At 40.5% G+C, this 21,085-nt stretch carries 17 protein-coding genes and 2 pseudogenes; 7 read left to right on the forward strand and 12 right to left on the reverse strand.

Annotated elements, in window-relative coordinates:
• Positions 1 to 80: 80 nt before the first annotated feature.
• The 4 genes and pseudogenes from ABF638_RS25410 to ABF638_RS25425 form a co-directional block, all read right to left on the reverse strand.
• A pseudogene (locus ABF638_RS25410) lies at positions 81 to 440 on the reverse strand (Uma2 family endonuclease); the annotation flags it as partial.
• Entirely contained in the window at positions 437 to 652 is a 216-nt protein-coding gene (locus ABF638_RS25415; protein WP_435025691.1) for a hypothetical protein, read from the reverse strand. The gene ABF638_RS25415 and the pseudogene ABF638_RS25410, both read right to left, overlap by 4 nt.
• Positions 653 to 668: 16 nt before the next feature.
• The gene (locus ABF638_RS25420) at positions 669 to 887 is read right to left on the reverse strand and encodes a toxin-antitoxin system HicB family antitoxin (RefSeq protein ID WP_181929223.1); all 219 of its coding nucleotides are present in this window, start codon (positions 885 to 887) and stop codon (positions 669 to 671) included.
• Positions 888 to 893: 6 nt separating this feature from the next.
• A complete protein-coding gene (locus ABF638_RS25425; protein WP_435025692.1) occupies positions 894 to 1,316 on the reverse strand; it encodes a putative toxin-antitoxin system toxin component, PIN family in 423 nt (140 codons plus the stop codon).
• Positions 1,317 to 1,844: 528 nt separating this feature from the next.
• Between ABF638_RS25425 and ABF638_RS25430 the strand changes: the two genes are divergently transcribed.
• Both ABF638_RS25430 and ABF638_RS25435 read left to right on the forward strand, forming a co-directional pair.
• Positions 1,845 to 3,161: an amino acid permease gene (locus ABF638_RS25430; RefSeq protein ID WP_435025694.1), complete on the forward strand. Its 1,317-nt coding sequence runs from the start codon at positions 1,845 to 1,847 to the stop codon at positions 3,159 to 3,161.
• Positions 3,162 to 3,219: 58 nt separating this feature from the next.
• Positions 3,220 to 3,765, forward strand: coding sequence for an RNA 2'-phosphotransferase (locus tag ABF638_RS25435; RefSeq protein WP_435025696.1), 546 nt, complete (start codon positions 3,220 to 3,222; stop codon positions 3,763 to 3,765).
• A gap of 46 nt (positions 3,766 to 3,811) precedes the next feature.
• On the opposite strand, the gene tnpA is transcribed toward ABF638_RS25435, so the two are convergent.
• Entirely contained in the window at positions 3,812 to 4,213 is a 402-nt protein-coding gene (gene tnpA, locus ABF638_RS25440; protein WP_435025697.1) for an IS200/IS605 family transposase, read from the reverse strand.
• A 75-nt stretch (positions 4,214 to 4,288) separates the two neighbouring features.
• Between tnpA and ABF638_RS25445 the strand changes: the two genes are divergently transcribed.
• The 3 genes from ABF638_RS25445 (at position 4,289) to ABF638_RS25455 (ending at position 9,082) form a co-directional block, all read left to right on the forward strand.
• Positions 4,289 to 5,587, forward strand: a complete 1,299-nt coding sequence (locus ABF638_RS25445) for an RNA-guided endonuclease InsQ/TnpB family protein (protein WP_435025713.1) — start codon at positions 4,289 to 4,291, stop codon at positions 5,585 to 5,587.
• A gap of 409 nt (positions 5,588 to 5,996) precedes the next feature.
• Complete coding sequence (locus ABF638_RS25450) at positions 5,997 to 7,211, forward strand: lipid-A-disaccharide synthase-related protein (RefSeq protein WP_435025698.1); 1,215 nt, start codon at positions 5,997 to 5,999, stop codon at positions 7,209 to 7,211.
• Positions 7,212 to 7,345: 134 nt separating this feature from the next.
• Entirely contained in the window at positions 7,346 to 9,082 is a 1,737-nt protein-coding gene (locus tag ABF638_RS25455) for an ABC transporter ATP-binding protein (protein WP_435025699.1), read from the forward strand.
• Positions 9,083 to 9,217: 135 nt separating this feature from the next.
• Here ABF638_RS25455 and ABF638_RS25460 read toward each other — a convergent pair.
• Positions 9,218 to 9,367 (reverse strand): annotated as a pseudogene (locus tag ABF638_RS25460) (IS4 family transposase); the annotation flags it as partial.
• Between the two features lie 69 nt (positions 9,368 to 9,436).
• A complete protein-coding gene (locus ABF638_RS25465; protein ID WP_435025700.1) occupies positions 9,437 to 11,887 on the reverse strand; it encodes a GNAT family N-acetyltransferase in 2,451 nt (816 codons plus the stop codon).
• Here ABF638_RS25465 and ABF638_RS25470 point away from each other — a divergent pair.
• A complete protein-coding gene (locus tag ABF638_RS25470) occupies positions 11,878 to 12,000 on the forward strand; it encodes a hypothetical protein (protein WP_435025701.1) in 123 nt (40 codons plus the stop codon). The two genes, ABF638_RS25465 and ABF638_RS25470, sit on opposite strands and share 10 nt — an antisense overlap.
• 424 nt (positions 12,001 to 12,424) lie before the next feature.
• On the opposite strand, the gene ABF638_RS25475 is transcribed toward ABF638_RS25470, so the two are convergent.
• Entirely contained in the window at positions 12,425 to 13,633 is a 1,209-nt protein-coding gene (locus ABF638_RS25475) for a NupC/NupG family nucleoside CNT transporter (protein ID WP_435025714.1), read from the reverse strand.
• Positions 13,634 to 13,664: 31 nt separating this feature from the next.
• Entirely contained in the window at positions 13,665 to 13,871 is a 207-nt protein-coding gene (locus ABF638_RS25480) for a hypothetical protein (RefSeq protein WP_435025702.1), read from the reverse strand.
• A gap of 134 nt (positions 13,872 to 14,005) precedes the next feature.
• On the opposite strand from ABF638_RS25480, the gene ABF638_RS25485 reads away from it, so the two are divergent.
• Positions 14,006 to 19,468, forward strand: a complete 5,463-nt coding sequence (locus tag ABF638_RS25485) for a trifunctional serine/threonine-protein kinase/ATP-binding protein/sensor histidine kinase (RefSeq protein WP_435025703.1) — start codon at positions 14,006 to 14,008, stop codon at positions 19,466 to 19,468.
• Between the two features lie 2 nt (positions 19,469 to 19,470).
• On the opposite strand, the gene ABF638_RS25490 is transcribed toward ABF638_RS25485, so the two are convergent.
• From ABF638_RS25490 to ABF638_RS25500, 3 genes are all read right to left on the reverse strand, one after another.
• The gene (locus ABF638_RS25490) at positions 19,471 to 20,325 is read right to left on the reverse strand and encodes a hypothetical protein (protein ID WP_435025704.1); all 855 of its coding nucleotides are present in this window, start codon (positions 20,323 to 20,325) and stop codon (positions 19,471 to 19,473) included.
• Between the two features lie 100 nt (positions 20,326 to 20,425).
• Entirely contained in the window at positions 20,426 to 20,773 is a 348-nt protein-coding gene (locus ABF638_RS25495; RefSeq protein WP_435025705.1) for a type II toxin-antitoxin system RelE/ParE family toxin, read from the reverse strand.
• Entirely contained in the window at positions 20,770 to 21,024 is a 255-nt protein-coding gene (locus ABF638_RS25500; protein ID WP_435025706.1) for a hypothetical protein, read from the reverse strand. Before ABF638_RS25500 ends, ABF638_RS25495 begins: the two co-directional genes overlap by 4 nt.
• Between the last annotated feature and the right edge of the window lie 61 nt (positions 21,025 to 21,085).

Raw genomic sequence — 21,085 nt, forward strand, 5'->3', positions numbered from 1 at the left:
CATTTTTTATCCAGTTGTTTATGCTTGTTTTTGTTTATTTGTCAAGTATTTTTTATACCAAATTAGATGAGCTTACCCTGGTTAGTACTAACAACTTCAACCACCAGTTTAATTGAGCGTCCCAGCGTAATTACGGGTTCTCGTTCCCAAAGGGGTTCACGGTCGAGAACGGTTTCATCAAGAACCACAACATCAGGACGACGAACTGTAGCTGCATCTGCGAAGGGGTAAATTAAACAAGTACGAGGAATAACCCAGGGAAGTTGTTCTGCAACAAGGTGTATGCCAATTTGGGTTGCAACTTTCCCACTCACCGTTTCGTGGGGGCCAGTGGGTTCCATGTCAATTATTTCTCCGTCTGCTAATTCATATTGGGGGTTATCTTGATATTGGCAGAGAAAATCTTCTTTAGTGAGGGTTTTTTGGGAGATATATGTCATTGAGCTAATCTCCTGAAAGTATGTTGTTTTAATTTTAAAGTATGTAACCACTGGGAAAGCGCCAGTTCCACAGGACAATTCTTAAACTTGGCAATCACACCCTTGATATTCATACTTTTATACAGGCGATGTCTGGCGACAAGAAGCAAAGCTTCTACGCATTTTTGGTAAAGGGGCTGATATGGGCAATCGCCTCCGGTTAGTGTTTGCATAATCGCCCTACAAGCTCTATTCTGTCAGACCATCAAGTTTAGCCAGTATTCTTAAGCCTTCTTCTGGGTTGCCAGTTGCAGCCATTGCTTTAAATCTTGTATGGGCATCAAATTCTGCTAGAGCTATGGTAGAAAGTTCTTCAATCAATTTATTGAGGCTGATACCTTTGGCTTGAGCCAGTTCTTTCAATCTATTATGCTTATCGTCTGGTAAACGAATAGTTAAAGTTGCCATTTTTGTTTAAGTCCTAATAATTTCTTCAGGTTTTAATATTGATAAGTTAGGAAATAACAATTCAGCATTTTGAAAATCTTTGATATTGTGAGTAGCAATCATTTGAGCATTTCCGGCAACTGCTAATTCAATTAAGTGATTATCAGCTTCGTCTTTTAAATTAGGTCGCCATAAATAATAGATATAAACCCATTTACTTACGCTCATCAATGATGCAAGTAAAACAGAAATTTCTTCAGTAGTTAAAGGGCATTTGGCGATAATTTCTGAGCGATGAATGACTGACTCATACTCCAAAAATAAAGCATTTCCCATCAAAGGCTGATATTCTCCTTTTAAACAGCGTCGAATGAGTTCTCTACTGGAACCTTGAGAGCTAATCAGCGCACTAATAAAAACGCTGGTATCAACTACAATTTTAATCGCCATGTAAACATGATAGCATATACGCTGTCAAAAATGTTCGTCATACACGTATCTGCTTTTGGCACATTCTCCTCATACCAGCGATCATCTAGTACAGGACGGCGTAAATAAACCACCCATTCCCAATCAACAAAACCCTTACGCTGTCTTCATTTTTAATTCCGCCTTGCGGTACTAGTCTAGCTATAGATAAAGTATTTAGGGACTTCCAGAAATTAAATTATTCAATTTTGTGAGCGAAGACTATCGTTAGATTCTTCCTCCCCTTAGACAAGTTTTCATTTATTTAAACCACATTTGTTATGGGGACAATGTTCCCGACTGCGTAGTCTATTTAATTAATAAAGTACTAGAAGTGACATTTGTACTCCAAAATTTGTGTTGATAATAAATTAGCGATGTCTACGACGGGCTACGCCTACGCTGATTGATCACAAAAATTTGGCTGAAAAACCATAAAAAGCAGGGTTTTTGCGAAGAATATTTCCACATGTTAATATTGTTTGTTTGGTTTAGGTACGGATATTCAGTATGGTTCCCATAAACACTGTTCTCCAAGATTCAGAGCAAGTCACTCGGTTGTTTTCTCATCTCGAATTTGATGGAAAAAAACTCAATCATCAACCGGGTAGTGTATTGGGAAGTACTGCATTGATTGCGGGAACCACCGTTGGGGCTGGGATTCTCGCCCTACCAGCCGTTACCCTGCCGTCTGGTATTGTGCCGTCTACATCTGGACTAATTGCTGTTTGGCTCTACGCTTTAGTTTCAGGGTTATTGGTTGCGGAAGTTACCTTAAACATGATGCGAACAGAAGGGCGTCCAAGTATAGGTTTTTTGGGAATTGTTGAGAAAATCCTTGGTAAGCTGGGAGCGCGAATTGCAGGCAGCGCATATTTATTCATGCACTATGCTCTCTTGGTAGCATACGTCACCAAAGGTGGAGAGATTTTAGGTTCTGCGGCGGCAAAAGTCTGGGGTGTGCAGATATTGCCGACGTGGGTGGGTACAACGACTTTTACGCTCTTATTTGGTGGGATTATGTATCTTGGGCGAGAAAAGTTTATTGAGAAATTAAACAGCGCCTTTGTCGGAATTGTCATTGTTTCCTTCTTAGGACTATTATTTCTGGCAGGAGGGCACGTTCAGAGTACCCAACTAGTATTTCAGGACTGGAGTGCCCTTGGTAGTGCCATTTCAGTAATGTCTGTGGCGCTATTTTTTCAAAACGTTGTGCCGTTGGTTGTGACACAACTCGAAGGGGATGCTGGCAAAATTCGCCAGTCCATCTTTATTGGTTCTGTAATTCCTCTAATTATGTTCTTGGCGTGGAATGCCGTAATTTTAGGAAGCGTCAGTCCCGATATGCTACATAGCACATCTGATGGTACAAGTGTTTTTGACCCACTGCAAATTCTCCGAGCAGGTGGGGCGGGGGAATGGTTAGGAGTGCTAGTATCCATTTTTTCAGAGTTTGCGATCGCAACATCATTTATTGGATTTGTCTATGGATTGCTAGATTTGTTCAAAGATATTTTTCTCCTTGCACAAGGTGGACTTTCTAGACGCTTCCCCCTCTATTCGCTGGTTCTTTTCCCTCCTATGACTCTCGGAACGCTTAATCCCAGCATCTTTTTTACTGCCTTAGATTACACTGGAACATTTAGTATCTCAGTTCTCGGTGGAATTATGCCGGCATTAATGAGTTGGAAGCAACGTCAAGAACAAGAAAATTTAGATAGCATAAATCAACCACTGGTTCCTGGTGGAAAGGTGACACTCATTGTCATGATTGGAGTAGCATTAGCCATGATGGGAAGACAAATTCTGTCAATTTACCATCAATAAAAATTTAATGTACTATAAAAGTATATATTTGTAGTATAAGTATGCCAACCACAATTAAATGAGTGATTCTCGCCTCGTCAAAATCAGCAAATATCTCAGCAAATATCTACGACACACACCGGATGCAATTGGAATTAAACTTGCTCCCGGTGGTTGGGTTGCTGTTGATGAACTACTTAGTGCTTGTGCTAGAAACAATTTTCCACTCACCCGTCAGGAATTACAGGTAGTAGTTGAATTCAACGAGAAACAACGCTTTTCTTTTGATTCTACAGGTACTCTTATTCGTGCGAACCAAGGACATAGTGTAAAAGTCGATTTACAATTAGAACCTGTTGTTCCCCCAGATGAGCTTTATCACGGCACGGGACGCAAATCTGTAGAGTCAATTCTGCAAACAGGACTTTGCAAAATGTCACGGCATCATGTCCATTTATCGAAGGATATAGAAACAGCACAGATTGTTGGTGCAAGACATGGAAAACCAGTGGTTTTTGCTGTAAATACTGCGGCAATGCATCAGGCGGGTTACATCTTCTATTGTTCTGCTAATGGTGTTTGGTTAGTCGATCATGTGCCGCCTGAGTATCTAAAAAAAAATTGAATTTGAGTGGAGTAAGTGCCAACGGCGAATTAATTCGCCGTCAATATTATCCGTGATGTGGATCTTCAATATACCTTTTAATTACGTCTGCTGAAACCTGTCCAGCAGTAGAGTAAAAATAGCTATTAGTCCATAAGCTAGGCAATTTCAATAGCTGGGGAAACTCTTTACGCAACATATAAGATGAACGCCCCTTAAAGGCTTTTACTATCTGATTTATAGCAATATCTGGCTGATGCTCTACAAATAAATGTACATGGTCTGGAGCGACTTCTAACGCTAAAACATCCCAATCTTTCTGCAATGCTAACTCATTGATGATTTGTCTAAGGCGTTTAGCCACTTCTCCTATCAAGACCCTTTTTCTTCGCTTTGGTATCCAAACCAAGTGAACTACTGCATTGCCTTTTGAGTGATTTCTTATCCTGTATTCTAATGTTGTGTTCATGTCGAATGCTCTAAGCTATTGACAAATATAGCCTATCTCAGATACAGTAATTGATTCAATAAAATATTGCAATTAATGCCACTCCAGTATGGTTGTCAGCAAGTCTTTATTAATCCAGATAATCAGTTAAAAGCTATTCTGGAGTATGTCTGTTCCATTGCCAATAGTCTTACAAACTGCGGCATTTATTATAGCCGTCAAATCTATTTCAAAACTGGCAAGTTTCCAAGCAAGGCAGACTTACATAAACAGATAGGGACTATTCAACGAAACAAGCACTATCAAGCTTTGTATTCAGATACGGCACAGCAAATACTAACTACTGTGGCTGAATCTTTTAAATCTTATATTGGACTGCTGAAAGGTATTGCAAAGGGAACGGTTAAGCAAAAACCTAAGTTACCTAATTATCGAAAATCAGGAGGTTTGGCACTAGCTACTTTTACTGGACGTTCAATAAAATTCAAAGACGGAATACTTCGTTTTCCAATGGGTTCTATATCAAAGGTTTGGTTTGGAATAGATGCCTTTTATCTGCCAATGCCGTCAAACCTTGATTTCAAGGCTATTCGAGAGATTAGAATCTTACCAAGAAATCGACAATTCTATGCAGAGTTCGTTTACCAAGTCTCATTCATTAGTGCTGATGTTGATAAAACCAAAGTATTAGGAATTGACCACGGATTAGACAACTGGTTGACTTGTGTATCAAATACTGGAACATCTTTTATTGTTGACGGATTGCATCTCAAAAGCATTAATCAGTGGTACAACAAGTCAGTTGCCAATATAAAAGAAGGAAAACCCCAAAGCTTTTGGTCAAATCGACTTGCGGCAATTACAGAAAAGCGTAATCGTACAATGCGAGACGCTGTAAATAAAGCTGCAAGAATTGTAATCAACTATTGCTTAGACAATCGAATTGGTGCTGTTGTTTTCGGATGGAACGAGGGGCAAAAAGACGGTTCCAATATGGGCAAGAAGAACAACCAAAAATTTGTTCAAATCCCTACAGATAAACTAAAAGACCGTATCGCCCAGCTATGTGAACAACACGGTATTGATTTTATTGAAACAGAAGAAAGCTACACCAGCAAGACGAGTTTTTTAGATGGTGATTTTCTGCCTACAATCGGTGCAAAACCCGATGGGTGGGAAAGTAGCGGGACTCGGATTACTAGAGGTCAATTTAGAACCTCAACTGGAATCAAAATAAATGCAGACTGTAACGGGGCAGTCAATATAATCAGAAAAGTAGCTGCGATATTTAAGTTTGACTTAAGTGGAGTAGGTAGAGGTGTTTTAAGTGCGCCTAAGAAAGTTCTTTTATGGACTCTTCAGAAATCCCCGCGCATTTATGCCGGGGAAGCTTAAGCACATCTTGATCTGCTCCTTGCTCTATCAACAACTTTACTCGCTCTAAGCTCTCAAAAACAATAGTGTGCATGAATTCCGTCCATCCCAGTTGCTCTGGGTTAGTACCCACGTTCAATAATAATTTGACAGCATCAAATCTCCCAAGATGAGCAGCTTGCCGCCAAGATCAATTCACCCATAGCGCTTGTACTCCTAATACTGTATTCTCTGATAGATTAGCGTCTGCAAAAACAGGGATTAGCAGTAATTCCATTTCGGTTTACATCTGAAAAAGGAACTTTGTAGATTTGTCTATAAAATTACAAACTCTCAAGAGTAAAAATACTATCAATCTCTTTGCCTACTCACCCAATGTAGGTTAAAAATCTCACCAAACAAACATTTTAGACCTATCCAAGACCCCAAGATGCCTTCTAAGCGAATCTTGTTTATCAGTAACGGCCACGGAGAGGACAACCACACCTCTCATGTTATTCAGACCTTGCGCCAATTGTGTCCTTCTATTGAGATGGCGGCAATGCCGATTGTGGGGGAAGGAAAAGCTTACCGCAGCTTGGACATTCCCATTATTGGGCCCACACAAACGATGCCCTCTGGGGGATTCTTTTACATGAAGCGCCTCTATTTGCTCAAAGATTTTCAATCGGGATTGATTGGGTTAACGTGGCGACAGTTACAAGCGGTGTTACAGTATGCTCCCAACTGCGATTTAATTATGGCTACTGGGGATTTTGTCTCCCAGACATTTGCTTACTTAACAAAGCGTCCTTTCGTTTCGTTTATCTCTTGTCTTTCTGCCATCTATGAAGGGCAATTGCGTATCAATCCGCTGCTGTGGCACGATCTGAATTCTTCTCGATGTCTGACAGTTTTTACCAGAGATTCCTATACGGCTTCTGACCTCCAGCGGCAAGGTATAGCTAAAGCTCAGTTTGGTGGTATTCCGGCTTTAGATCGCCTCGTCCCCGTTGGCAAAGACTTGTACCTGAAACCGGACGTTCCTGCGATCGCACTTTTACCAGGATCGCGGATGCCGGAAGCCGCGCGAAATTTCTGTTTGCAGTTACAACTGGTGGTAGAAATTGCCAAGGTGATGCCTGAGTCAGGATTCCAGTTTCGCGCCGCCTTGGTACCAAATTTGATGGAACAATTAGACGACATTGCTAAAAGCCAAGGTTGGGAACTGAATCAAGGCATACTCACCTATTCTCCTCCAGGAAGTTCTGCTGAGGAATCACCGCTTGTAGAAGTGAGATGTTACTCAGATGCCTTCAGTGATATTTTGTATTACTCTACCCTCGTCATTGGTATGGCAGGGTTGGCAGTAGATTTAGCTGTAGCGATCGGCAAACCGATCATCCAGATTCCCGGAGAGGGCCCGCAATTTACCTATCAATTTGCAGAAGCGCAAACGCGGCTGTTGGGCATTTCTGCCCAAACTATCGGCACTAAGCCAGCAACCCCTGAGATTCTCAAGCAAGCAGCAAAACGAGTAGTTGAAACTTTACAAGATTCAGACTACCTCGCTAAGTGCAAAGTAAATGGCCCTGAGCGATTTGGCCCACCTGGCGCATCTGAGAGAATTGCCCGCTTTCTACTAAACTCTTTAGGAGAAACTTGAGTAGAAATTTCGTCAGAATTCAGGAGTCAGCACGGTTCGGTAGCATGGTGTGGTAGGCTAACGCCGTAATGCATCTGAATTCTGAATTCTGAATTCTGACTCCTGACTCCTAACTCCTGAATTCTTACTTACCTATGAAAGTCCGCTCTAGTTACTGGCAACTGTTGCCTTATCTCTGGCCCCAATGGCCGCTGTTAATTCGGGGATTGGCTTGTATTCTAGGATTTGTGTTATTCACCCTAGCAGTGCCCTATTTAGCAGGTCAGGTCGCTTTTTATCTTGGCCAGGGAAATGTTAACCAGATTGCCTACTGGCTCGGACTAGCCACTGTGGTATTTTTGGTTCGAGGGCTTTGTCAATACGGGCAGAATGTCTTTATGATTGCTGCTGCCCTGAACATGGTTTTAAACTTGCGTAAGCGGGTTTATGCTCACCTGCACAAACTTGGATTAGATTACTTTGAAACCACACAGACAGGAGACTTGACTTATCGTCTGACAGAAGATATTGATCGCGTCGGCGAGATTGTAGACAAGTTATCCCATCAGTTTCTTTCCAATTTTTTGCAGTTAATTGCAATTCCCATTTACATGCTCTACCTGAATTGGCCGCTCACTCTTGCGGGTTTGATTTTGGCTCCTTTAATGGCTTGGTTGATCGGGCAATTTGGTCAGCGATTACTCGTGCTATCTCGCCAGAGCCAAAATCAGGTTTCCAATTTGTCGGCGATGCTAACTGAGGTATTTAGTGGGATTCGCGTCGTTCAAGCTTTTGCAGCCCAAGAATATGAGGTGAAGCGATTCAACAAAGAAGCAGAAATCAATCGCCAAGCTAAATATCGCGCTCTACAACTCAAATCCATTCAGTTTCCCGTTGTTGGTTTCTTGGAAGCAGTTAGTATTATGCTGCTGTTTTTATTGGGAGGATGGCAGATTTCTCAGAATCAGCTGACTGCTCAAGGGTTTATCAGTTTCTTAGCTGCTGTGGCTTTACTGATTCAGCCAATCGATCTGATGATTAGCAATTACAACGAGTACAAACAGACTGAAGCTTCCGTTGAACGCATCTTTGAACTGATGGCGAAGGAGCCTAGTATCAGCGAAAAATCCAATGCTCAGGCAATGCCAAGAGTTATGGGCAAGGTAGAGTATCGTCATGTCGATTTCGCCTACAATCCCGATCAGCCAGTGCTAAAGGATCTCTGCCTGAACGCTTCTCCTGGTGATGTCATTGCCTTGGTTGGTTCTTCTGGAGCAGGTAAATCGACGTTAATTAACCTTTTACTTCGCTTTTATGACCCTCAGAAAGGTCAAATTCTGGTTGATGATATTGATATCCGTGATGTCACACTCACCAGCTTGCGCCATCAAATTGGCATTGTTCCCCAAGATGTTACTCTTTTTTCGGGAACGATCGCTGAAAATATCGGTTACGGTCAGGAAAAATTAGATATATCAGCGATTCAAGAAGCAGCCAAGATTGCCAATGCTCACTCCTTTATCACCCAGTTTTCTCAGGGTTATCATACCTGGGTGGGAGAGCGGGGAGTTAACCTATCAGGAGGACAACGCCAAAGATTAGCGATCGCTAGAGCAGTTGCCAACGATCCTCGAATTCTCATCCTGGATGAGGCCACCTCTGCCCTCGATTCTGAATCAGAAGCACTAGTTCAAGAAGCACTGGAACGAGTGATGCAAAACCGTACCGTGTTTATTATCGCCCATCGCTTGAGCAGCGTTCGTCGGGCTGACTGCATTCTCGTAATCGAACAAGGACAGGTGGTTGAAGCTGGTACCCACTCCTCACTCCTGTCTCAGGAAGGACGGTATGCCCGTTTTTACGCCCAACAACTATACACTACAGATGAGTAGGGCATTGCCAAGTTATTGTCGGTTTGCTTATTTTATATCAATACCTCTGCCAATTTACGAGGGTTCAACGCCACCAGAAACGGGATGAATACGTCCTAAAGCAGTAAGCTTGGCAAAAATCTGGGTTAATAAAATGTTGCCAAAATGACCATCTACTACCAAGTACGTCAAAGGGAGAAAGTTAGCTACTAGCTCAAATAGTGAGTTAATCATCTTTTTAATTAACAATAGTTCAGATGTTAATATCACTTTGGTTTTGTTTTTATTTTTACTGCCTTTTGGTCGTTGCGTTTATCTACGGTAGCAAGCATCTTCCACAATGATAAGATATCAGGCATGATCCGAGTTTTCCTTTCATTGATTAGAATTGGATGGCAACAGACTGTTTAAATTTTTAATTGTAATGGTTTGACGATCAGACGCTGCACCGATAAGATTTGCACCATCTGGACTTAGCACAGCATCATGTTTAAGTCCATCAACATCAGAAATATATTTGTCATTCATCCAATTCCACAAACTTGTGGAACAACAATCGTTAAAAATGATTGTTTGACTATCAGGAGTAATAGTTAATGAATTTAATGAACTAGAATACCCCGGCAATGTTTTTAAGAGTTTTAAGCTTTGAGCATCCCAAACTTTAACCATCCAAATTGTACTGAGTTCTTGACGATCCATCCCGCCAGTGACTATTAATTTACCATCAGCACTGAGGGCGATTACCTCAACTCCAAGAGAATGAGCCGCCCAGCTTTGGATAAACTTTTGTTGACGTAAATCCCAAATCTTGACTCCACCCAGGCTACCAATATATAAATTTTGATTATCTTTGCTGACTGCTAAAGACAAAACATAACCACGAGTATTGACTTGCTGCTGAAGTTTACCCTGAGGTAAACTCCAAACTTTTACAACCGGATCGTTCATACTCCCAGTAACCAAAGTTTGAGCATCAGCACTGATATTTAAGGCTTGGACTTCTCCTAAATGTCCGGGAGAAAAGGTTTTATCTAATGTGATACTTTTATAATTCCATTTTTGAATTACGCCTGTAGATGTATCTACGACTAAAGTTTGATTATCTGGACTTACAGCGATAGATTGAATTTTGCCAGAAAAGATGCTCAAGGTTTGTTGCAGACTCTTGCTGTTAATATCCCAAACTTGAATTTTGTTCTCCCAATTCCCGCTGATGAGTGTTTGGTTATCTGGTGCGATCGCTAAAACTCCAATATGTTCTGGTATTTTCCAGGCTGGGATAGCTGGTGTATGAGTCGAGATATCCTTTTTTGGAGCTTGTTGCTGTGAGTCAGCGTAAATTTGTGGTATTTGCCAAAGTGGTGTAAGCATATACATCACCAGAAAAATCACCACATCGACAATCAAAAACCACTTGCTCCCGCGTGACTTTTTAACTGGTGGATTTGCTGGGTGTATAGTTTGATGTGCGCTAATAGCTGCGATAGCTTCCGGTAACTGATTAGATATGTTTGTCGCCGCCTGAGATGTCAGCTTTAAATATACTTGCTCACTCAACTGAAGAATTTTAAATTCTAATGGTAGTTCTTGACGATTAGCTGAAATAAAACCTAGCCCATTATAAAACTGTTTATCTTTACGCCAACCTAGACAGTACAGGGGTAGGGTGATTTGTGGCTGAATCCGAGCTAATAACAACCTCGTCATTTCTTGTGGTTGATATTGTGGCTCAATATGTAAGTTAAATAATATCGAACAGTTCGTATTCTTACCAAAGTGAACGTAACCTATTGGGCGTTTATCTTTTTCAATTACTAACTCTTCCCATCTAAAAATAAAGCGATTCAAAATGAAGTATAGGGAGATGAACCACAAAGCGATCGCAATTCCCGAAACTGGTAGATCCAGTAAAAAATAATCAAATTCCGCTATCCAGGTTAAACCCAAAAGGGCTTTGATAAAGCTTAAAGTTAGACTAATCACCACAAAACTGCTGCTTGCCATCAAAGCAAGTACAGTCAAAATATAAAGTAGAGATTTTCTAAATCTTTGCCGATGCCAAAAGGTTTTGTAAATTTGCCATTGCTCTTTAACATCTTGGAAGGGGCGAATAGAAATCCCAGGTGGTAAAGCTAAACTTGTTGATTGATGTTCGCCGATGGGTATTGGAGGTTGCAATAATACCATTGCAGGTAGTTGATAAAGCTGCAATTCTTTGGGCTTATCTTTCTTGGGAAGAGCGACAAACCCAAATCGTTCATAAAATGATTTGAGATGAGGAAGATAAACTAGATATACAGGTAAACTAACATTTTCTAGGCAATTCCAGAGTAACAGTGAACCAACACCTTGGTAGCGATGTTTAGGAGCAATATAAATGTTAGACAGTATATTATATTTTTTTCTCGCTACAAAGAATGCCCAGCCAACAATTTGCTTTTGATATTCAACAAAAAAAACTTTATCATTGGCATAATTGCGTGACATTAAATATGCAGAAAGTATGTATATGCCAAATCCAAATGCAACTGCACCACCCATATACAAAAATACAAAAAAATCACTTGGGCTGACTGCTGAAGAAATAATCTGCCAATCAAAGAAGTGATTTGGCGGTTTTCCATACTCAAATAAATATGCTTTATAATTTATCTCTAATCTCTTGACAAATATGTCTAAAACTGTTCGGATACAAAGAACTATCCCTAAGATAGATGTCAAAAGAAATATCCAACCAGAGTATTTAGAGTTGTGCGCTTGTAACTCTGCAACAGTGCCTGTACGGAAGGAGTATCCTGAAGATGGTTTTTCAGATGAAGACATCGATTACTCAACCTATTAATAGTTGCACGCCTGAGAAAATATTTGTGCGATCGCTCTCAGCTTTTCACGCAACTCAGATGATGGAGAACCGCAATTACACCGAAAAAATATAGAAGGCAGAAGGGAAAAATGCCCTGAATCTGCCCTTTGCTCAACATTTATTAACTTGGAGCTTAAGTTAACACCTTAACGCCTTTATCTTTAGTGGGGAAGTTTGGATAATTATCAAAAAATGTAGTTAGCAATGATGTAGTCATTGATTGCTCTAGAAAAGCTGCGATTATTCCCAAAATTATTTATGGGGGAACTCAACTCATGACTAGTTCAATTATCAATCCCGTTGAGCGCGCGGAAATTACGCAACAATTATCGGAAAATATTATTCTCACGACATTAGCCTAGGGGGACGTTCGTGGTAGCGTCTTGTAGAGAAGTCCGGTTTTAAACCAATATTTCAGACGCTCGTAGACTCACTACCGCTGCGCTATCACCCAGTAGTACAGAATTTATTCTGAATTCTGAATTCTGAATTCTTCTTCATATCAACATCCCAGCAATACAAGCGGTGATAAAACCCGCTAACAATCCGCCAATCATTGACCTTACACCCATGCGAGCTAAGTCATGCTGGCGATTTGGTGCAATCCCGGCAATGCCGCCAATGGTAATGCCAATTGAACCTATATTCGCAAAATTACATAATGCATAAGTCGCAATAGTTACCGCACGTTGGGAGATTTTACCACTCTCAATTAGTGCCTTCAAATCTAAAAAAGCAATAAACTCATTCAAAATTGTCTTTGTACCTAATAATGCCCCAACTTGCCGACAATCAGCCCAAGGTACGCCCATTAGCCACGCCACGGGAGCCATAACAAAAGACAAAATCCACTGTAATGAGAGTTGCTGTAAGCCTACAAATGATCCCAACCATCCCAAAAGTGCATTGAGAGCAGCCAATAATCCCAAAAAGGCGATAATCATCACCCCAACGTTAACTGCTAGCTTCACCCCGTCAATTGCTCCAGTAGTAGCAGCATCAATGACATTTACATAATTCGTTTCTACATCCACTTTTGCTTTACCAAGCGTCTCTGAAACTTCTGTTTCTGGGTAAAGTAATTTTGATACCACCAATGACATGGGAGCAGTCATAAAGAAAGCAGCAATCAGGTGTTCTGTTGGGATGCCAAAGGAAAGATATGCCCCTAGTACTCCACCGGCAATTGTGGCAAAACCACCAGTCATCACGGCATGGAGTTCCGATTGCGTCATATTGGCTACATAAGGCTTAACCATCAACACTGATTCTGTTGGGCCCAAAAAGATGTTACCTGCACAGGATAAAGATTCAGAACCCGATGTTTTCATCGTTTTCATCATTACCCACGCCATCACCTTTACCACCATCTGCAAAATGCCGTAGTAATACAAGACGCTGATGAAGGCAGAGAAAAAGATAATTGTCGGCAGCACTTGAAAAGCAAAGAAATGATCTTTAAAATTTTCTCCAAAGACAAATTTTGCACCGACATCAGAAAATGCTAAAAATTGGCTGACAACATCTCCCAGAGATTTAAACACAGTCAAACCCCAAGGAGTTTTAAGAATCACTAGCGCAAATGCAAACTCCAATCCCAAACCCCATGCCACTATACGCCAACGCACCGCACGACGATTAATAGAGAAGGCGTAAGATATACCGATAAAAACTAAGATTCCCAACGCAGAGATGGCGCGTTCCATGTTGACTCCTGGAAAGGTATTGCTAAGGCACTTAGTCACAGAGCATACACAAAATCTGCATTTTTTTGTGGTTTTGTAGCCAATTAGTAGAGTTTTGATGCTGTAAATCAGAATTTAGCGATCGCACATTCATTGAAAGCGGCGGGAAACTCCATCCCCTGGTGGGTATAGAAGGATAGTCGCCCCGCCGCTTGGGGCATTGGGCATTGGGCATTGGTAGCTTCTTCCTCAGCCCCATGCCCCCATTCCCTTCTGCGTGGAGTTTTTCATATCTTGTTACAAAATTGTCTCCCCAAATCTTAAGCACATTTGCATTAATGGGAACAATCAATGTGAACAACAAAAAATTAATCTTATAGGGAAAAGACAATTATGGTAGCACTAATTGGTTATCAAATAAATGAACTAATTTATTCCGGCTCAAAAACCCTAGTACATCGCGGCATTAGAGAATCAGATCAAAAGCCAGTCGTGATTAAACTATTACGGCGTGAGTATCCCACATTTTACGAACTCGTGCGGTTTCGCAATCAGTACACCATTGCGAAAAATCTAGATATTGATGGAATTATCAAAACTTATAGTCTAGAGAACTATCAAAACAGCTATGCCTTAGTTATGGAGGACTTGGGTGGCATTTCTCTCCAAGAAGAGATGGCGAAATGGGGAGATCAGGGAATGGGGGGAAGTGCTGATGGGTTGCAGACATTTTTTCACATTGCTTTGCAAATTATCTCCATTCTTGATGGACTATATCACAACCGAGTGATTCACAAAGACATTAAACCCGCCAACATTTTGATTAACCCCACCACAAAAGATATAAGACTCATCGATTTTAGTATCGCCTCCTTACTTTCTAGAGAAACGCAAACTCTGACTAATCCAAATATTCTAGAAGGGACATTAGCATACCTTTCTCCCGAACAAACCGGACGAATGAATCGGGGAATTGACTATCGCAGCGACTTTTATTCCTTGGGTGTCACCTTTTTTGAACTCCTCACCGGACACTTACCTTTCAAATCTGATGAACCGATGGAGTTGGTGTATTGTCATTTGGCAAAGCTTCCTCCACAGGTACATAGTCTCAATCCTAATATTCCCCCAATTCTGTCTGAAATTATTAGCAAACTGATGGCAAAAAATGCCGAAGATAGGTATCAGAGTGCATTGGGGTTGAAGTATGACTTAGAAATTTGCTGGCGTCAGTGGCGAGAAACTGGCAGTATTGATGTCTTTGAGTTAGGAGTGCGGGATATTTGCGATCGCTTCATCATCCCAGAAAAGCTCTATGGACGGCAAGCAGAAGTAGAAAGCTTACTCGCAGCATTTGATAGAGTAGCTAACCCCCCTGAATCCCCCAGGGAACTAAGGGGGGTAGAAATGATTTTAGTAGCAGGTTTCTCTGGTATTGGTAAAACTGCCGTTGTTAATGAAGTCCATAAACCAATTGTGCGACAACGGGGTTATTTTATCAAAGGTAAATATGACCAGTTTCAACGCAACATTCCCTTGGGAGCTTTTGTACAAGCATTTCGAGATTTAATGAGGCAATTACTGAGTGAAACCGATGCTCAACTTGAACAATGGAAAGCCGCAATTCTCACAGCTTTGGGTGAAAATGCTCAAGTAATTATCGAAGTTATTCCCGAACTAGAAAAAATTATTGGTCAACAACCGGCAGTATCTGAACTTTCAGGGACTGCTGGACAAAATCGTTTCAATTTACTGTTTCAGAAATTTATCCAAGTTTTCACAACCAAAGAGCATCCTTTAGTGATGTTTCTTGATGATTTGCAATGGGCAGATTCAGCATCTTTGAAGTTGATGCAATTGCTAATGAATGAAGCTGAAATTCACTCTATGTTAGTTATTGGTACTTATCGTGACAATGAAGTTTATCCAGGACATCCGTTAATACTAACATTAGAAGAAATTCATAAATCTAGAGGTTTCATTAATACGATTACTTTGGCTAATCTCAATCATATAGATATAAATAATCTAATTAATGATACTCTTAAATGTGACTTACCAGTTACCCAAAGCCTCACAGATTTAATATATCAGAAAACTCAAGGAAACCCCTTATTCACTAATCAATTCTTCAAATCCCTGCACGAAGAGAAGCTAATTAACTATAACTTTGATATGGGTCATTGGCAATGTGATATTGCTCAGGTTAGAGCATTAGCATTTACTGATGATTTGGTAGAGTTTATGGTGCTTCAGTTGCAGAAGTTACCAGAAGCAACTCAAAAAGTTTTGCAGCTTGCAGCTTCTATTGATAATCAGTTTGACTTAGCAACTCTCGCAATTGTCCATGAAAAATCTCTATCAGAGACAGCAGCAGACTTATGGAAAGCTTTGCAAGAAGGTTTAGTCATCCCCACAACTGAAGTTTATAAGTTTTATCAACAAGAATTAGAAGAATCTGTAATTGCTTCTGATTCCTGGATGCTGAATTCTGGCTCCTGTTCCTACAAATTTTTGCACGATCGCGTTCAGCAAGCTACTTATTCTCTAATTCCTGAAGACCTAAAACAGACAGTACATCTGAAAATTGGGCGATTAATTTTGAGAAATATTTCCTTTGAACAGCGCGAAGAACATATCTTTAAATTAGTCAATCAGTTAAATTTGGGAGTTGAACTAATTACTCAGCCAGAGGAACGAGAAGAACTGGCAAAATTAAATCTAACTGCAAGTCATAAAGCCAGAATTTCAACTGCTTATGAAGCTGCTATAGAATACACAAATTTTGGAATTAGGTTACTCACAGAAGATTGCTGGCAACATCAGTATGAGTTAGCTTTAGCACTGTACTCAACATCTGCCGAGGTAGCCCATCTTAACGGTGATTTTGAACAGATGGAGCAATCAGTACAAGTAATATTAGAAAATGGCAAAACACTGAGCGATCAAGTCAAAGCCTACGAAGTTAAAATCTTATCTCAGGTAGCACAAAATAGAATGTGGGAGGCGATAAAAACGGGACTAAAAGTTCTCAAATTATTGGAGATAGAACTACCCGAACAGCCAACACCAGAAGATATTTCCCGTGGACTACAGGAGACACAATTAGCTTTAGAAGGTAAAGCCATTGAAGACTTATTAGAGTTAAAAGTAATGACTGAGCCAGATAAGTTAGCAGCTATGAGTATATTGACAAATATAGCTGCTGCTGCTTATTTAGTTATCCCAGAACTCTATCCCCTAATATTGTTCAAACAGGTTATGTTATCCCTCAAGTATGGAAATACTGCTAATTCTCTCTATGGATATTCATGTTATGGACTGATTCTGTATACTTTTCTTGGAGATGTTGAATCTGGTTATCAATTCGGTCAACTGACTCTCAAGTTATTAGATAAATTGAATGCTAAAGAATTTATAGCTAAGACCTATGCGGTTGTTTATGGCTCTTTGAATTCTTGGAAAAATCATATTAGAGAACTTTTACATCCTATACAATCAGCCTATTCTAGCGGGTTAGAAACAGGAGATTTAGAATTTGCAGGTTACTGTGCATTTATTTATTCCTTGAATTCATATTTGGCTGGTAAAGAATTATCTTCTGTAGTACAGATAATAGCAAATTATAGTCAAGGACTCGCACAACTTCGTCAAGAACCATCGCGAATTAGAAATGAACTGTACCGGCAGGTAGTGCTTAACTTACTTTCAAGAAATGAAAATCCTTGCCGTTTAATCGGTGATGCTTACAATGAAGAAACCATGTTACCGCTTCATTCCCAAAGTCATGATAAAACCATGATTTGTTCATTGCATTTTAATAAATTGGTTCTCTGTTATTTATTTTGTGAGTATACTCATGCGATTAAAAATGCTGAAATAGCACTGAATTATTTAGATAGTCTGATTGGAAGTCTGATTGTTCCTCTATTTCATTTTTATGATTCTCTAAGCCAATTAGCCGTATATTATGAGGCTTCTGAAGACGAGCAAGCATTCATCTTCAAACGAGTTACAGCCAATCAGGAAAAAATGCAGAACTGGGCGCATCATGCGCCGATGAATCATTTACATAAGTTTTATTTAGTGGAGGCTGAACGTTATCGCATTCTTGGCGAATATATTCAAGCAATGGAAATGTACGATCGCGCCATTTATGGAGCTAAAGAAAATGAATATATCCAAGAAGAAGCTCTGGCTCACGAACTCGCCGCCAAATTTTATTTGAGATGGGATAAAGAGCAAATTGCCCAAACCTATTTGACAAACGCTTATTACTGCTATGTTCGTTGGGGCGCTAAAGCCAAAGTTTATGATTTAGAAAAACGTTATCCTCAATTACTCGCCCCGATTCTCCAATGGGAAACAATTCGCCTCAATCCCACAGAAATAGCATCTACTCTCCATAAAATACCCTTGTCTAGTTTTAATGCTGGTATGACAATTTCATCTAGTAGCACTAGCATTACCGAAGCTTTAGATTTAGCAAGTGTTCTCAAAGCATCTCAAGCACTTTCTAGCGAAATTCATTTAGAGAAGTTGCTTTCTACATTAATGCAAGTTGTGATGGAGAATACCGGAGCGAAAAAATGCGCTTTAATTTTACTCAAGGATAATGTTTGGGTGATAGAAGCAATCGCAACATTTCAGAAAGTGCCAACTATTCTGCAATCTATTCCTATTGAGTTGAGCCAAGATATCCCTTTAACTCCAATTAACTATGTCAAACGCACTTTAGAAACATTGGTAGTTGATGATGCAACTGTGAAAAATTCCTTCACCTCCGACTCCTACATTATCCAACAACAACCTAAGAGTTTGCTGTGTACCCCAATTCTCCATCAAGGGAAGTTAATCGGTATCCTTTATTTAGAAAATAATCTCGTTGCCGGAGTATTCACCCATGATAGACTCCAAGTAATCAATCTATTGTGTTCACAAGCTGCCATATCTTTAGAAAATGCTTCTCTTTATCAGCGATCGCAAGAGAATACACAACAATTAGAACACTCACTTACAGATTTAAAGCAGATGCAACTACAACTGGTGCAAAGTGAGAAAATGTCAGCATTAGGTAATTTAGTTGCAGGTGTAGCCCACGAAATCAACAATCCTGTAGGCTTTATTGCAGGTAATATCCAACCTGCTGTTGATTTGGTTGGAGATTTGTTTCACCTAATCGAGCTTTATCAGGAAAAGTTTCCGAATCCGGGTGTAGAAATTGAAGAAGAAATTGCCACAATTGACCTAGAATATATCCGAGAAGATTTACCAAAAATGATTTCTTCGATGAAATTAGGTATTGACCGCATTCGGAATATTAGCAACAGTTTGCGAACCTTTTCTAGGGCAGATACAGAAAATAAAGTTGCTTTTAATATTCACGATGGCATCGACAGTGCAATTTTGATTCTGAAGCATCGCTTAAAAGCATCGGAACTACATCCAGATATTAAAATAGTGAAAGAATACGGGGATATATCTTTGGTAAAATGTTTTCCTGGGCAACTCAATCAGGTATTTATGAATTTATTAGCAAATGCCATTGATGCTCTAGAGGAGTCTAACATTGGACGTAATTTTCACGAGATTAATAATAGAATTGAGATTAAAACTTGTTTGAATCAAGACAAACATCATGTTTTGATTTACATTCAAGATAATGGGATGGGAATGTCTGAGGAAGTCAAACAAAAGATTTTTGACCATTTATTTACAACTAAATCTGTAGGTAAAGGTACAGGATTAGGATTAGCGATCGCCCGTCAAATTATTGTAGAAAAACATGGCGGCACTCTAGAGGTTAATTCTGTACAGGGAGAAGGTACAGAATTTGTGATTCAAATTCCGATTTAAAATTACCCCTCTGGGCGTGGGTAGCCAAAGCTGAGATGGCTACCAATGAGTGTGTAGAAGTCATTGGGGGCGTGTGCAGCACCCCCTGCACAACCAGGAACCTTGCACTTATCGCTAACAGTTCGGGCGACTTTGTAAAGCTTGGTGGTGTGTGGTGTCATGTCCCAACCTTCGCCACCATAACTTGTGGTTTTTTCAATATTATGCAAAACGATCGCTTCCAGCCGCCAACCATTGATTTTACACTCGCCCAAACGATAGATATTAGACAATGCTGGATCTGATAAAGCCAGACGTAACTCTCTTTCTATTTGTACAAAGTCAGGCTTTTCCGGCTGCATCTGCAAGTAAGCAAGCAATTCTGCGGCTGATGTGCCAGTTCTAAAAAACACCGATGCATAACCGTCTCCCCCAGAAACGACTCTCCAATCAACTAAGGTGAGTTCTGGTGACTGCGCCAGGGTAAAAATCAATGAGGTATCAGCTTGGTTATCTGTGCCAGTTATGCCACCATAACCAGACTCAATGCCAAAATTGCGATCGCAAACACCAATAATTTGCCAGACATAGTGTGCAACAGTAACTATAGGTTCATCTCTTTGTATACCCGACATAACTTCAGCATAGTTGCTCTGGTTAACATACAAATCATAAGAACCTGGAGTATTGGAGTTTCCACATGGCGCATTGATTAATTTGCCAACAAAGTGGCAGTGTTTAAAGCCAGACAGTGGATGCTGGCGCACCAAAGCAGCAAGGCGTTCAGCATCAGATGGAGCAAAAGTGGCACTGAAGTAGTAATGAGGGCCTTGGCCACATTCTTTGATTTCCCAGAACCAATCCTGAAATGTACTCATCTGTAAAGGCACACACAACGAAATAAGACCAAGATAACTGGTGGCAGATAAAATTAAACACCCAGGATATAACCTCTAGGCGATCGGGTGCAGTAATTTGTTAGGTGGCGTTGGGTTCTTCAGGATCTTCACCCAGGATTTGCTGTGCAGCGTGTCGGATGTACAGAATACGCACCATAGATACTTCTTGATCCTCCAAAATAGTGAAAAGGATGCGGTATGAGTTGCGTCCTCGACCATAAAGTAGTTGTCGAATTTCTTGGCTGAAATACTCGTTCTCTGGCGCTAAAGGACAGCGCTTCGGCATTTGAGACAAAGAATCAATCGCTTGCAGCAATTCGGCATACCATTGACTTGCCCTTGAAGGGGATGTGACTTGGGACAACCGGAGGAAGGCACTGTCTGCTTCAAACTCCGCCACACTGGAAATTTCGATGCTATATTTCATGAATCAGCTGGCAGATTATACTTGCGACGCTGTTCTTGGGCAAACTCATGAAAAGACCGGAACCGTCCTGTCTCAAAATCATCTAATCCTTGTTGAATCCCCTTTATTGCCTCTTCTGATTCTTGTACTTCCCACTCTAGGACACTGGTAAGCAACTCAGATGCTACAAAACTAACATCTTGACCTTGGCGAGTGGCTTTGTCACGTAATAATGCTTCTAATTCTGGGCTAAGGGTAATGACAATTGGCATAGAGCTACTTCCTTTGGCATTGAGCCTCTGTGCGATATTCTAGCAAACACAGCAATCAGTA

It is taken from the genome of Nostoc sp. CALU 1950 (assembly GCF_051172895.1).
In the GTDB taxonomy this organism is placed as follows: Bacteria; Cyanobacteriota; Cyanobacteriia; order Cyanobacteriales; family Nostocaceae; genus Nostoc; species Nostoc edaphicum_A.